This is a genomic window from Parabacteroides sp. AF17-3, from assembly GCF_003635445.1.
GTDB classification, from domain to species: Bacteria; Bacteroidota; Bacteroidia; order Bacteroidales; family Tannerellaceae; genus Parabacteroides; species Parabacteroides goldsteinii.
On the sequence record NZ_QTMM01000005.1, the window covers coordinates 19185 to 33113 of the forward strand.

13 protein-coding genes are annotated in these 13929 nt (G+C 42.8%); 6 read left to right on the top strand and 7 right to left on the bottom strand.

Annotated elements, in window-relative coordinates; all coding sequences use genetic code 11:
• Positions 1 to 12: 12 nt before the first annotated feature.
• From DWW91_RS07630 to DWW91_RS07660, 7 genes are all read right to left on the bottom strand, one after another.
• Positions 13 to 339, bottom strand: a complete 327-nt coding sequence (locus tag DWW91_RS07630) for a type II toxin-antitoxin system RelE/ParE family toxin (protein ID WP_007657112.1) — start codon at positions 337 to 339, stop codon at positions 13 to 15.
• Positions 324 to 626 (bottom strand): hypothetical protein, encoded by a 303-nt coding sequence (locus DWW91_RS07635; RefSeq protein WP_224265325.1) that lies wholly within the window; start codon positions 624 to 626, stop codon positions 324 to 326. The genes DWW91_RS07630 and DWW91_RS07635 overlap by 16 nt, the downstream gene beginning before the upstream one ends.
• Positions 627 to 836: 210 nt before the next feature.
• On the bottom strand, positions 837 to 1439 hold the full coding sequence (yihA, locus tag DWW91_RS07640; protein ID WP_007657110.1) for a ribosome biogenesis GTP-binding protein YihA/YsxC: 603 nt from the start codon (positions 1437 to 1439) through the stop codon (positions 837 to 839).
• Positions 1440 to 1443: 4 nt separating this feature from the next.
• The gene (locus DWW91_RS07645; protein ID WP_010802951.1) at positions 1444 to 2904 is read right to left on the bottom strand and encodes a sodium:solute symporter; all 1461 of its coding nucleotides are present in this window, start codon (positions 2902 to 2904) and stop codon (positions 1444 to 1446) included.
• A gap of 371 nt (positions 2905 to 3275) precedes the next feature.
• Positions 3276 to 4589 carry a SpoIID/LytB domain-containing protein gene (locus tag DWW91_RS07650; RefSeq protein ID WP_046147210.1) on the bottom strand — a complete coding sequence of 438 codons (1314 nt, stop codon included), beginning with the start codon at positions 4587 to 4589 and terminating at the stop codon, positions 3276 to 3278.
• A gap of 8 nt (positions 4590 to 4597) precedes the next feature.
• The gene (locus tag DWW91_RS07655) at positions 4598 to 6595 is read right to left on the bottom strand and encodes an OPT family oligopeptide transporter (protein ID WP_007657105.1); all 1998 of its coding nucleotides are present in this window, start codon (positions 6593 to 6595) and stop codon (positions 4598 to 4600) included.
• Between the two features lie 240 nt (positions 6596 to 6835).
• Positions 6836 to 7414, bottom strand: a complete 579-nt coding sequence (locus DWW91_RS07660; RefSeq protein ID WP_122327383.1) for an HdeD family acid-resistance protein — start codon at positions 7412 to 7414, stop codon at positions 6836 to 6838.
• A gap of 163 nt (positions 7415 to 7577) precedes the next feature.
• Between DWW91_RS07660 and rfbA the strand changes: the two genes are divergently transcribed.
• The 6 genes from rfbA to ruvX all read left to right on the top strand — a co-directional run bounded on the left by rfbA (position 7578) and on the right by ruvX (position 13927).
• Positions 7578 to 8453, top strand: coding sequence for a glucose-1-phosphate thymidylyltransferase RfbA (gene rfbA / locus DWW91_RS07665; protein WP_007657099.1), 876 nt, complete (start codon positions 7578 to 7580; stop codon positions 8451 to 8453).
• Entirely contained in the window at positions 8450 to 9523 is a 1074-nt protein-coding gene (locus DWW91_RS07670; RefSeq protein WP_010802954.1) for a GDP-L-fucose synthase, read from the top strand. The genes rfbA and DWW91_RS07670 overlap by 4 nt, the downstream gene beginning before the upstream one ends.
• Before the next feature lie 13 nt (positions 9524 to 9536).
• Positions 9537 to 10688: a GDP-mannose 4,6-dehydratase gene (gmd, locus tag DWW91_RS07675; RefSeq protein WP_007657094.1), complete on the top strand. Its 1152-nt coding sequence runs from the start codon at positions 9537 to 9539 to the stop codon at positions 10686 to 10688.
• Between the two features lie 112 nt (positions 10689 to 10800).
• Positions 10801 to 11937 (top strand): OmpA family protein, encoded by a 1137-nt coding sequence (locus DWW91_RS07680; protein ID WP_007657093.1) that lies wholly within the window; start codon positions 10801 to 10803, stop codon positions 11935 to 11937.
• A 100-nt stretch (positions 11938 to 12037) separates the two neighbouring features.
• The gene (locus DWW91_RS07685; RefSeq protein ID WP_010802955.1) at positions 12038 to 13435 is read left to right on the top strand and encodes an undecaprenyl-phosphate glucose phosphotransferase; all 1398 of its coding nucleotides are present in this window, start codon (positions 12038 to 12040) and stop codon (positions 13433 to 13435) included.
• A 69-nt stretch (positions 13436 to 13504) separates the two neighbouring features.
• Complete coding sequence (gene ruvX, locus DWW91_RS07690) at positions 13505 to 13927, top strand: Holliday junction resolvase RuvX (protein WP_044214382.1); 423 nt, start codon at positions 13505 to 13507, stop codon at positions 13925 to 13927.
• The last annotated feature ends 2 nt before the right edge of the window (positions 13928 to 13929 follow it).

Sequence of the window (13929 nt, forward strand, 5' to 3'; positions counted from 1 at the left end):
AACTGCTTCCTTTTATCTTAGTTGTTCATTAAAATCTTCCGGATTCTGACTGTTAGACCAAATGTTGGCAATACAGATTGTCTTTTTTTCTACATAGTAAATGATTTTATGGTTCTTATGTTCTACGAAGGAACGATAATTTCTTTTACATGTTTCGGTATTCAGTTCAATCGGTTGTCCCATATTAGGATTTAATGCCAGTAAGTTTACAGTATCTAAAATACTGTTTATGAATTTGTCGGCAGCTCTAATGCCCATTTCTTTTTTATACCAGGCATAAGTTACTCTAGCATTCTTCCTTGCTGGACGTTTCCATTTAATAGTTAAAGGTTTCTCCATGAAGCAACAGCTTTTCGCATCTCTTCCTGTGTATAATAAACAGGATCGGCCTCCGACAACCTAAGGCTTTCTATCTTCTCCTCATAAGATAATGGACGCATAGCATTTTCAATCTCTTCATCAGTGATGATGTCAATGTCATCCACTTGAGTAGTACGGGATATTTTGTATCGGTTAGATGCGATACGTTTAATATACTTCTTTACTTTCTCGATACTTTCCGTGTCAAGGTTAATGATTTCGTTGAACAGTTCCAGGCGTTCACCCTGTAATTCCATTGCTTTCATATCTTTACTCCTTTCGGTTTTGATGAATTACAAATGTATTTATTTTTTTGGAACCGGCATAAGATAAGTAAAGAAAAATTATTCAGGAGGCTGTGGTTGCACGGCAACTATACTTGGTGAAGCGCAACCTTGCAGAGCGGATGATTGTATCCGCTCCGGTATAATTGTGGCGATTCCGTGCAACCGACACCATGTCGCTCCCGGATAATGCTACCCTTTTAAACTTTTATTTATTGTATCGATATAATCAAGTATTTCTTCCCGCCCGTCTTTTTTCTCGGATGAAGAAAGTAGGATAGGGGGAAGCTCTTCCCACGTTTCAAGTAATTTTTCCTGATAGGCTTTCAGATTTTCTTGTAGACGGCCTTTACTAATCTTATCTATTTTAGTGAAGATGATGGAGAAAGGAACTCCGTTCTCACCCAACCACTCCATAAACTCCAGGTCGATTTTCTGTGCTTCATGGCGGCAGTCGATTAAGACGAATAGATTAGTTAGCTGCTCACGTTCCAGGATATAATCTTCGATAATCCGCTGGATATTCTGTCTTCCTTCTTTTCCCCGTTGGGCAAAGCCATATCCGGGAAGGTCGACCAAAAACCAGTTGTTGTTGATAATAAAATGATTGATAAGCAATGTCTTCCCTGGTTTCTGTGAAGTCATTGCCAGACCTTTCTTGCCTGTCAGCATATTGATAAGGGAGGATTTGCCAACATTGCTTCGCCCGATAAAGGCATACTCCGGAAAGTTTCCTGCGGGGCATTTCTTTACGTCTGTGTTACTGATAACAAATTCTGCACTTTTGATTTCCATATTCTTAAACTTTTATTGTTTTGTGTTTGACTGAGGCCGCCCATAACCCGAAGAATGTGATGGCTCCGTTGAGCATCAGCATTTCGTAACCGAAGGCATAGCCTGTATGTTGTTTCACCAGGTAATCCGTTGCGAAACAGATTAGCGGCGAGAGAATACATATATAAGGAACATATTTGTCACGCGGTTGTTTTTTGGTGAACAAGCCAAAGACAAATAATCCCAGCAAAGGACCGTAGGTATAAGAAGCAATCATATAGATGGCATCAATCACGCTGCGGCTGTTTACGGCCTTAAAGATAAGGATTATTATGGCAAACAGAGCAGAGATAAGCAAATGAACCATCAATCGGGTGCGTTTAGCCTTGTTCGCTTCCTCCTTTTCCACTCCCAGAATATCGACGCAAAAAGAGGTGGTCAAAGCCGTTAATGCTGAATCGGCACTACTAAAAGCGGCTGCAATGATACCGATTGTAAAGAAAATTAGAATAGAATGCCCCAAGATTCCGGAAGTGCAGAACATCGGCAGAATATCATCGTTTAAGGCCGGCAGTTCGATATTCTTTTGAGAAGCCAGGCTCAACAATAATACACCTAATGCCAGGAACAGAAAATTGACCGGCGTGAAAGCAAAACCATAGGTGTACATATTCTTCTGTGCATCTTTCAGGCTTTTGCAGGATAGGTTCTTCTGCATCATATCCTGGTCGAGTCCGGTCATGACGATAGTGATAAAGATGCCGCTGAAAAACTGTTTCACGAAATGTTGTGTGCTGTGCCAGTCGTTGAATTCAAAGATACGAAAATGGGGATTCTCGGTCAGGGTTTGCACCATGCCTTCCATATCCAGTTCCATGGCATCTTTTACCTTCCAGATGATGACGACCAGCATGGCAACCAGGCAAAGTGCCTGAAGCGTATCCGTCCAGATAATAGTCTTGATTCCACTCCGGTAGGTGTATAGCCAAACCAGAAAAATACTGATGATAACAGTTACCCAAAAAGGAATATTCCAGGTACTGAAGACGTAATGCTGTAAAATCAGGACAACCAGATAAAGCCGTGCCGCTGCCCCGACAATCTTTGAAAGCAGGAAAAAAGAAGCACCGGTTTTATAACTCCGCTTTCCAATCCGGTCACCCAGATAGGAGTAGATAGAAGTCAGTTTCAATTTATAGTAAAGCGGTAACAGCACTTTGGCAATCAGTATATATCCGAAAAAGAATCCGAAAACCGTTTGCATATAAGTCATATCTATGCTGCGAACCATCCCCGGAACCGAAACGAAGGTGACGCCGGAAAGCGATGTCCCAATCATCCCGATAGAAACGATATACCACGGAGATTTACGGTTTCCCAGAAAGAAAGCATCGTTACTTGTACTTTTCCTGCCTGTTATCCAGGCAATCAACAACAGTATGCCAAAGTAAATTGCAATTATAGAGAGGATGATATAGCTATTCATTCACCAGTATTTAATTAAGTAGAGCAGGGTATTGGTCCCTGTCGAACGTTCGGATACAAAGATAACAACAATTTGCTAAAATGTAATATCATGTAAACTTCTTCTTCTTTCAGGCAGGACGTTAGAGGACGGATAAGGGTGTTTGTGGACCGTATGTCAGGTTCGTTCTAATGAATTTATCGGTGTTTTTCCCTTTTTTGTGGGGAAAATATCCTTATTAATCTATTTTGTTTGTCTTCTTGATTTATTCTTTATTCCTTTGTAATCAGTTAGAGCTCGTGAGAGTAAAGACAACCGGATTCCACTAGGAACCGGAAAGATAGGTAAACACAAAAAAAGGCCGCTATCGTGAGATTAGCGACCTTTTTAGATTAATACCTTTTCTCTATGAATGCTCCTCGGAAATAATGTTCCAGTATTTTTGTATAAGCATATCCTTTTTCACCCATGACGGCTGCACCTATCTGGCAAAGTCCTACGCCATGCCCCCAGCCGGCACCCGTCAGTACGAAACGTTGGGGAATACGAACGCGTATATCTTCTTTGTCTACCACAAAGGCGGAACTGTACAGATGGGTTTCCGATAAAGTGCGCCGTATCTCCAATTCCTTGCCGATAGTATAAATACGGCGGGTTCCCACAATCTGTAACTCTTCGATACGTCCGGAAGTACCTCTTTTCAATGGTACCAGGTCTTGTATTTCGCCAAAGTCGATGCCGCTTTTACGATGAATCAGTTCGGACAACTCATCCTGGGTGTAAGACACTTTCCAGCGATAGAAATTTATCGTTTCCTGATCATAGTTGTTCAAGACCTGGCTGAGTATCTTTTTCTTTGTTGTGTTGCAAAATGCGTTAGGAGAATTACGTATCCACATTTCCGCTTCAATCGGGTCGGTCAGGTCGGGATAAGAAGTTTCTTTACTGTCCCGTACAACTGTCAGATAGGAGTGGGGCACCGGCTCCCAACAGTGTTCGAACTGCTCGGTCACGCCTCCGCAACATTTAGAGAAACGTGCGTCGCAGATGGATTCGCCATCGGTCAGTATCTCGCCGCGTGTTTCGTGGACCGCTTCCTGTACGATTGCGGTAGAGGCACGGGTTATGCCTTGGTAACGCTGGCAATGGTCGTCGGCACACACATCGAACATGGTATGATCTTCGCGGTCGTACCAACGGATTAATTGGTTATTGTCGCGATGGCAACTCTCATATTTTTCCGAAGCGTTACCCAGGCGGAAATTCTTTTCTATCTGCGCCAGTAGCCAGCTGCGGGAGATTACGGCGTGTGCCTTCAACAACTCTTTTGATGCTGTGGCACTCATTTCAGACGAAATCACGCTTGTCAGATATTCTTCAACGTCAATACTGTTGATTACAACAATCCCGTCATTCGTTGCCACCAGGTTCAGTGCTCCTTTGAAGCGTTGGTCTTCCTGGCGTTGCCAGTGGAAGTCCACTCCGATTGTCACAGCTTTCAGGTCGAACGATGATTGGGGCGAAGCCGGTTCAAAGAAAAGTTCCTTGTAGAGCTTGCCGTTATACACGATATTTCCGTTTACAAACAACGCGCGTTGTTCTCCCGTCAGGAAGGAACTGCTCTCCGTATGGATATATTCTCCATTGAATACGAAAGAGAGAGCCTTCCCCGTCATAATCCCAACATTAACTAGCGGTGCATCCATTCTTTATCTTATTCTTTTTTCGCGCTCAATGAACTTATCGCCAGATAAGCCATCAATGCAATATACATTACAACAGCCAGCGGTTCGGCAAAGTTTCCTTCCAACCATTTTTCGTTCAGCAGGTTGATGCCACCGAAACGTAAAGCTGCGCTGATAACTCCCATCAAGGCACCACCTGCGATGAAACCGGATGCAAGTAATGTTCCTTTTTCCAAACGGGCCGTATTCAATGCCTGGTCTTTGCTGCGGCTTCCTACATACCAGCTGATGGCTCCACCGATCAGCAGCGGAGTGTTCAGTTCCATCGGGATAAACATACCCAGTGCAAATGCCAGTGCCGGAATTTTACAGAAGTTCAGAACGATAGCCAGTACGGCACCGATGCCATACAGCACCCAGGGTGCTCCCGAACCGCTCATCAGCGGTTCGATAACGGCTGCCATTGCATTAGCCTGCGGTGCGGCCAGCTGCCCGGTCGTAAATCCGTACGTCTGGTTCAGGATAAGGATTACACCGCCAACTGTTGCAGCAGAGACTAAGGTGCCGAGAAACTTCCATGTCTGCTGTTTAGCAGGCGTACTTCCCAGCCAGTAACCTATCTTCAAGTCGGTAATGAAACCGCCTGCCATGGAAAGTGCCGTACAGACAACACCTCCGATAATCAGGGCCGAAACCATACCGGCCGTTCCTTTCAGTCCGGCAGCCACCAGAATGATGGACGATAAGATTAATGTCATCAGCGTCATACCCGACACCGGATTTGTTCCTACAATAGCAATGGCATTTGCGGCAACAGTCGTGAACAGGAAGGCAATAATCCCGACAATCAACAACCCTATTAAAGCATAATACCAGTTATCCAATACTCCGAAATGGAAGAACAGATAAGTAACAATCAGCGTAGCGAAGATACCAATCGAGATAATCTTCATCGATAAATCTTTCTGTGTGCGTATTGTGGCTGTGTCAGCTTCCGTATTTTTCCCTTTCAGTTCTTTGGCTGCCAGTCCGACGGCTCCGCGGATAATTCCCCATGAATTGATAATACCGATAACTCCGGCCGTCGCGATACCACCGATACCGATATGGCGGGCATAGGTCGTAAAGATTTGTTCGGCACTCATGCTGCCTACTGTGGCTGTAATGGCATCGTTGCCCAACGTTAGTACGTCTGCACCGAAGATGGCGGACATCAGCGGGATGATGACCAACCAGACAAGGAATGAACCGGCACAGATAATCATGGAATATTTCAACCCGATGATATAACCGAGTCCCAGTACGGCGGCTCCTGTATTGACTTTCAGTACGACTTTTGCTTTGTCGGCCAGCATTTCACCAACTCCGACAATGCGTGTGCTGACGGTTTCGCTCCACCAACCGAAAGTGGCAATAATAAAATCGTATAAACCTCCGATCAGACCTGCCAGAATAAGCGGTTTCGCCTGGCTTCCGCCTTTCTCGCCCGAAACAAGCACCTGGGTGGTTGCTGTTGCTTCCGGGAACGGATATTTGCCATGCATATCCGAAACGAAATATTTCCGGAATGGGATTAACAGAAGAATGCCGAGTATGCCGCCCAGCAACGAACTCATGAATACTTCAAAAAAGTTGATGGTAATTTCCGGATATTTGTCCTGAAGGATATACAGGGCAGGAAGAGTAAAAATAGCTCCGGCTACGATTACACCGCTACAGGCTCCGATAGATTGGATAATCACATTTTCTCCCAATGCGTTTTTCCGTTTGAAACCGCTCGACAGTCCGACAGCTATGATGGCAATCGGGATAGCTGCTTCAAACACCTGTCCGACCTTCAATCCCAGATAGGCGGCAGCCGCACTGAATATGACAGCCATGACAAGTCCCCAGAATACAGACCAGGGAGTTACTTCCCTGTATTGTTTTTGAGGTGACATAATCGGGTTAAATACTTCTCCTTCTTTGAGTTCTCTGTAGGCATTTTCGGGTAGCCCGCTTACCTTTTCTTCATCTTCCTTTTTCACTGTGAGTATTATTTTTAGTTAGATTTAATCCCAAATGTGTTTTTCTGTATCTATAGCGTTACAAAACTACGTTATTTTTTTAATTGAACAAATGATTAAGGCTGGAAGAATGACAGACAGGGATATTTAGTGAAACAAAATCCCCACCTTTTTGACATAGGTGGGGAAAATGCCCCATATATGTGGGGAATAATACCCATATAAGTGGGGAAAAAGCCCCATTCAAGTGGGGAAAAAACTTTACTGTAGCGGAGTTGTCGCTTTTTTGTGCAGGCTTCTTAGTTCGAAAGAAAGCATTACACGGAAGATGCCGATGATAAGAAGTGCATAAGCAATCATATAAACAAGGGTGAATACGCCCAGTCCCGGTTGCCAGATGATAGCGATGCTACAGATGATTGCCAGGATACCGAAAGCCATATACCAACCCCAGTTTCCAGTTCCGAACCGTTTCAGGTCCATAGCATAACCTGTGGAAGAAAAGCCTCTGAACATCAACCAGAACGCCAGAATAAACGGCAGTACGGTCATACTCAGTTCCGGACTGGCCATGAGGTAAATACCCAGTATCAGGTCGATAATACCGCCGGCCAGATACCAGCCCCAGCTCGAAATGTGCTTCCGGTTCGACACGGCAAAAAGGATTTCAAGCGTACCGCTTACGAACATGGCGACGCTGAATAAAAGGCTTAAAGCCACATAACTTGCCATCGGTGTGAACATCAGGCATATTGCGATCAGGATATATAATAATCCCAGTAAAAGTGAAACCCACCAGTTCTTTACAGCGGAACTGATTCTTTCGTCAAATGTATTCATATCAAGTTACCTTTAAAAATTATTTCTACTGTAACAAACCGTAAGAAAGAAAGGTTTCACGATTAAGTAAATTAAGGGTGCCGATTGTATTTCCTCCATGCCTTCAAAATGAAATATTTTATATACATTTGCCCCGTATTAAGTAAAATTAAAAGTCTGTTTTATGAAAGGAATTGTACTGGCCGGAGGTTCCGGAACCCGTTTGTATCCAATAACCAAAGGAGTATCCAAGCAATTGTTGCCGATTTATGATAAACCGATGATCTATTATCCCGTGTCTGTATTGATGCTTGCCGGGATAAGGGAAATCCTGATCATTTCTACCCCGCAGGACTTACCCGGGTTCCGGCGGTTGCTGGGAGACGGTTCGGATTATGGCGTGCATTTTGAATATGCCGAACAACCTTCGCCCGATGGTTTGGCACAGGCTTTTATCATAGGGGATAAATTCATTGGTAATGACTCGGTTTGCCTTGTGTTGGGCGACAATATCTTTTACGGACAGAGCTTTACGGCTATGTTAAAAGAGGCCGTTAACAATGTGGAGAACGAACAAAAAGCAACCGTCTTCGGTTACTACGTAAACGATCCGGAACGCTATGGCGTTGCTGAATTTGACACGGACGGAAACGTGCTGAGCATTGAAGAAAAGCCGAAGAATCCCAAGTCGAATTACGCGGTTGTCGGACTCTATTTTTATCCGAATAAAGTGGTCGAAGTGGCAAAACAAATCAAGCCGTCGGCACGCGGAGAACTGGAGATCACAACTGTAAACCAGGAGTTCCTGAAAGACGGAGAGTTGAAAGTTCAGTTATTAGGACGCGGTTTTGCCTGGCTCGATACCGGTACGCACGATTCGCTTTCGGAGGCTTCTACATTTGTGGAGGTGATTGAAAAACGACAGGGACTGAAAGTGGCTTGTCTGGAGGAAATCGCTTACCGGAAAGGTTGGATTGATGACGAGAAACTGAAAGAAGCAGCTACTCCGATGATAAAGAACCAGTACGGTCAATATTTATTGAAGTTGATAAAGGAATGAATAAAGACAGTAAAATATTTGTAGCCGGTCATCGTGGTCTGGTCGGTTCTGCTATCCTGAAGAATTTGCAGCAGAAAGGATACACAAACTTTGTTTTGCGTACCCATGCAGAGCTGGACCTGACCGATCAGTATGCAGTCAATGAATTCTTTGCGACGGAAAAACCGGAATATGTCTTTTTAGCAGCTGCCCATGTGGGTGGTATTATGGCAAACAGCCGGTATCGCGCAGATTTCATTTACATAAATCTGATGATCCAGAATAATGTGATCCATGCTTCCTATATTAATAATGTAAAGAAATTACTGTTTTTAGGCAGTACCTGTATTTATCCGGGCGAAGCGCCGCAGCCGATGCCGGAAGATTGCCTGCTCACTTCTCCGTTGGAATATACCAATGAACCCTATGCCATCGCAAAGATTGCCGGGATAAAGATGTGTGAAAGCTATAACCTGCAATACGGAACGAACTATATCGCAGTGATGCCCACTAATTTGTATGGTCCGAACGATAATTTCAATCTGGAGACTTCGCATGTGCTTCCGGCGATGATCCGTAAGATTCATTTGGGCAAATGTCTTCATACCGATAATTGGGAGGCTTTGCGCAAAGATTTGAATGCACGTCCTGTAGAAGGAGTGGCCGGAAATGCAACGGATAATAACATCCTGGCTATTTTAGCGAAATACGGTATCTATCCGGGAAAAGTGCAGCTGTGGGGAACCGGAAAACCGCTCCGCGAATTTCTTTGGAGCGAAGAAATGGCAGATGCTTCCGTTTATATTATGGAACATATCGATTTTCAGGATGTGCGTCCGGAGGGAAATGAAGTGCGCAACACACATATAAATATAGGTACGGGAAAAGAGTTATCTATAAAAGAAGTCGCTACACTGATTCAGGAAAAGATCGGTTTCGATGGCGAACTGGTTTTTGATGCTTCCAAACCCGATGGGACATTGCGCAAACTGACGGATGTCAGTAAACTGCATGCTTTGGGATGGCATCATAAAATAGAGATTGCCGAAGGTGTGGAACTTTTATACAACTGGTATTTAGACAAACAATAATAAATTCATATAAATGAGTAAAGTAGCTTTAATAACAGGTATTACAGGACAGGATGGCGCTTATCTGGCAGAATATCTTGTAAAAAAAGGATATACGGTGCATGGTATCAAACGTCGTTCATCCATGTTCAACACAGACCGTATCGATCATCTTTATCAGGACCCTCATGTGGAGAACCGGAACCTGATCCTTCATTATGGCGACCTGACCGACAGCCTGAACCTTACCCGTATCATCGGTGAGGTGCAGCCTGACGAAATATATAACCTGGCAGCTATGAGCCATGTGAAAGTAAGTTTCGATACTCCTGAATATACGGCGAATGCCGATGGTCTGGGTGTGTTGCGTATCCTTGAAGCGGTGCGTCTGCTGAACCTGATCCCTAAAACCCGTATCTATCAGGCTTCTACATCCGAATTATATGGATTGGTTCAGGAAGTGCCTCAAAAGGAAACGACTCCTTTCTATCCCCGAAGTCCGTATGCTGTTGCTAAACTATATGGTTACTGGATTACGGTAAACTATCGTGAAGCCTATAAAATGCATGCTTCCAACGGCATTCTGTTTAATCATGAGTCGCCGCTTCGCGGAGAAACGTTTGTTACCCGTAAAGTAACCCGTGCCGTTTCGCGCATTGCTTTGGGTATGCAGGAAAAAGTTTATATGGGAAATTTATCTTCCAAACGTGACTGGGGCCATGCCAAGGATTATGTCCGTGCCATGTATGCGATTCTCCAGCAGGATGAACCCTCTGATTATGTTATTGCTACCGGAATAACGACGACTATTCGCGATTTTATCAGTAAAGCATTTAAAGAAATAGGGGTAGAAGTCATTTTTAAAGGCGAAAATGTTAATGAGGTCGCAGTATTAAACTATATTGACGAAAAAATGTTTATAGAGAAAGTAGGTGAGGCTTATCTCGAAAATTTTAAAGAACGGATAGGTGAAGAAGTAGTTGGTATTGACCCTCAGTACTTCCGTCCGACCGAGGTTGACTTACTTATCGGGGATGCTACGAAGGCCCGTACCCGTTTGGGGTGGGAACCGAAATACACCCTTGATACTCTTATTCAGGATATGATGCAGAATGATATCAAGCTGATGAAAAAAGAATCCTATCTGAAAGAAGGTGGATATAAAATTCTGAATTATTTTGAATAAATTAAGAACAAAACATAGATTTATTTTGTTTTAGTTAAAAAAAGATTTAATTTTGCTCTAAATTTGAGCGTTATTTAAGGTAATTGATTGTTTAATTAAAAAGTTGATGAATATGAAGACTAAAGTATTACTTTTAGCTTTATTGTCAGGTTTTGTTTTCTCTGTGTCAGCACAGGAATTTAAACCACAAGTTGGTTTTAGTACTGAAAAAGGTTATAAGACAAATTTCAAGAAAAACAAAGCTGGCGATAATTGGTTTATTTCTGTTGCCGGTGGTGCAAGTATGTTATTGGGTGACCAGAATAATAAAGCAGATTTTGGCAACCGTCTGAATTTTGCGCCTCAGTTCTCGTTTGGTAAGTGGTTCAACCCGTATCTGGCTTTCCGTACTCAGTTGAACGGTGGTATTTTACACGGATTTGTAGGTGACAACGCAGAGATCATGCAGCACAACAAATATGCAGCTGCTCATGTAGACTTGTTATGGGATGTTACCAATTTCTGGGGTGTTTATAATGAAAAAAGAGTATTCCGTTTGATTCCTTGGGTCGGTTTCGGTTATGCACAGCGTTTCGAAAATCAGGGATATGCTAGAACAGAATCTCCTACATTAAATGCTGGTATCCTTACTGCTTTCCGTTTGAGCAAACGTGTTGATTTGAACGTGGAAGTTCAGGGTTCTTTGCTGAACGAACAGTTCAACCGTGTTAACATGTTCCACTTGACAGACGGTATCGCTCAGCTGAGCGCTGGTTTGACATTCAAACTGGGTAAAACTGATTTCGAAGTATTGGAACCGATGGATTACGCTTTGTTGAACGACCTGAACAATCAGATCAACTCATTGCGTGCTGCTAACGATGAATTGAGCAAACGTCCGGAATCTTGTCCTGAATGCGAAGAAGTTGTAACTAATGTTGTAAACAACTATGTTGACAATGTAGTATACTTCCGTCTGAATAGTTCTAAGATCGATAAGAACCAGCAGATCAGTATTTACAACACTGCTGAATTCATGAAGGCAAACAATGCTCCGATCAAGGTTATCGGTTATGCTGATAAGAACACAGGTACTTCTAAATACAACATGGGTCTTTCTGAAAAACGTGCTAAAGCCGTTGCTAAAGAATTGATCGATAAATACGGTATCAACTCTAACCAGATTACTATCGAATGGAGAGGTTCTGACGAACAGCCGTACAGCGAAAACAACTGGAACCGTGTTGTTATCATGTCTGCTAATAATTAATTTATTTTTAATTATATCTGAAAAAGGCTGCACATTCTATTGTGCGGCCTTTTTTTTGCACAGAATATTCATTACTTTTGTGGAATTTTAGAACACAGTTATGGAATTCGACAAAAAACATGGTTACCTTATCCAGTGGCTGATAGGAATGGGAGATTTAGTTGTATTAAATCTATTGTTCTTCGCTGTCTATTATGGGTTGGGGGAATTTTATACAAAAGCTATATCCTATAGTTTGAGAGAGGTTGTTCTCTTATTGAATTTCTGTTATTTCTTTGCCCTTTATTTTGTTCCCATGCAATTGCATGTGGCTGTTGTTTTTATTGACAAAATTGTACAGCGTGCCTTTGCGTTGGTCTCTATATTTGTTTTTCTGTTCGCTACTTGTCTTATCTTTCTGAATATAGGGGATGCCCTGGCTACATTTCTGCTGGTTTATTTTGCTGTAACAGTTATAATTTTTGCTCTTTGGAGAGTGTTTGTTCGTGTTACACTAAAGATGTACCGTAGAAAAGGACATAATTTTAAAAGAATTATTATTGTAGGAGCAGGTAAGAACGGTATGGAATTGTACCGGGTTATGAAGGATGATCTTTCCTATGGATTCAGTATCATGGGTTTTTTTGATGATAATCTGTCTTTGCAAAGTGTGTTGCCGAATTACCTGGGTATGACGCATGAAGTGGAGAAGTATGTATTAGCCAATGATATAGACGAAATCTATTGTACTTTGCCTGGAACGCAGGACGAGAAGATATTGCGGATAATGAATTTTGCTGAAAAGCATATGATTCGTTTCTATATTGTTCCGGAGTTTTACAGGAATATAAAGAAGAGTCTTGTTATGGAAATAATGGAGTCGATTCCATTATTGGCTGTTCGCCGTGAACCTTTGCAAGCAGCTTATAACCGGGCATTAAAGAGGACTTTTGATATTCTTTTTTCTTTGGGTATTTTACTGACCATTTATCCGATACTTTATGTCGTTATAGGAATATTGATAAAAGCAACATCTCCGGGACCTATATTTTTCAAGCAAAAGCGTACCGGTTTGTACGGGCAGGAATTTGAGTGTTATAAATTCCGGACAATGCGGGTCAATGCAGATGCCGATAAATTGCAGGCAGCGAAAGATGATCCGCGTAAAACCCGTATCGGAGATTTTCTTCGGCGCACGAATCTGGATGAGTTCCCTCAATTTATCAATGTATTAAGAGGGGAGATGTCGGTAGTGGGCCCTCGTCCTCATATGTTGAAACACACTGAGCAATATTCGGCTCTTATCGATAAATATATGGTACGCCATCTGGTAAAACCCGGAGTGACGGGATGGGCACAGGTAACCGGTTATCGGGGAGAAACCAAGACGCTCGAACAGATGGAAGGACGTGTGAAACGGGATGTGTGGTACATTGAGAACTGGTCGTTCTTCCTGGATCTGAAAATCATCGTGGTGACGATCCTGAACATGTCTAAAGGTGAAAAGAATGCCTATTAAACTTATAAATTGCACACTTTTTGTGTATTTGTGTAATACAAATGCATATTTGTGCTATCTTTGCAGCCGATGGGAAGGATACTAGCAATTGATTATGGCCGAAAACGGACCGGGTTAGCAGCTACAGACAATTTGCAGATGATTGCAAACGGTCTGACAACGGTGCCGAGTGGGGAATTGGTCTCCTGGTTATCTGCCTATGTGGCAAAAGAACCGGTGGATTTATTCGTGGTCGGTCTGCCGAAGCAGATGAATAACGAGCCTTCGGAAAATATGAAGTATGTAGAGGCTTTCGTGACACATCTGAAACGGACTATTCCGGATATTCCGGTTGAATATTATGATGAGCGTTTCACGTCTGTCCTGGCGCACAAGGCAATGCTCGACGGAGGTTTGAAGAAGAAAAAAAGACAGGATAAAGGCCTGGTGGATGAGATCAGTGCAGTTATTATCCTTCAATCATATTTAGAAAATAAAAAATATCAGTTATAGTT

Bases quoted from the DNA above. Each gene is read 5' to 3' on its own strand.
- DWW91_RS07630 (WP_007657112.1), bottom strand. From the start codon at position 339: ATGGAGAAACCTTTAACTATTAAATGGAAACGTCCAGCAAGGAAGAAT.
- DWW91_RS07635 (WP_224265325.1), bottom strand. From the start codon at position 626: ATGAAAGCAATGGAATTACAGGGTGAACGCCTGGAACTGTTCAACGAA.
- yihA (WP_007657110.1), bottom strand. From the start codon at position 1,439: ATGGAAATCAAAAGTGCAGAATTTGTTATCAGTAACACAGACGTAAAG.
- DWW91_RS07645 (WP_010802951.1), bottom strand. From the start codon at position 2,904: ATGAATAGCTATATCATCCTCTCTATAATTGCAATTTACTTTGGCATA.
- DWW91_RS07650 (WP_046147210.1), bottom strand. From the start codon at position 4,589: ATGGATGCACCGCTAGTTAATGTTGGGATTATGACGGGGAAGGCTCTC.
- DWW91_RS07660 (WP_122327383.1), bottom strand. From the start codon at position 7,414: ATGAATACATTTGACGAAAGAATCAGTTCCGCTGTAAAGAACTGGTGG.
- rfbA (WP_007657099.1), top strand. From the start codon at position 7,578: ATGAAAGGAATTGTACTGGCCGGAGGTTCCGGAACCCGTTTGTATCCA.
- DWW91_RS07670 (WP_010802954.1), top strand. From the start codon at position 8,450: ATGAATAAAGACAGTAAAATATTTGTAGCCGGTCATCGTGGTCTGGTC.
- gmd (WP_007657094.1), top strand. From the start codon at position 9,537: ATGAGTAAAGTAGCTTTAATAACAGGTATTACAGGACAGGATGGCGCT.
- DWW91_RS07680 (WP_007657093.1), top strand. From the start codon at position 10,801: ATGAAGACTAAAGTATTACTTTTAGCTTTATTGTCAGGTTTTGTTTTC.
- DWW91_RS07685 (WP_010802955.1), top strand. From the start codon at position 12,038: ATGGAATTCGACAAAAAACATGGTTACCTTATCCAGTGGCTGATAGGA.
- ruvX (WP_044214382.1), top strand. From the start codon at position 13,505: ATGGGAAGGATACTAGCAATTGATTATGGCCGAAAACGGACCGGGTTA.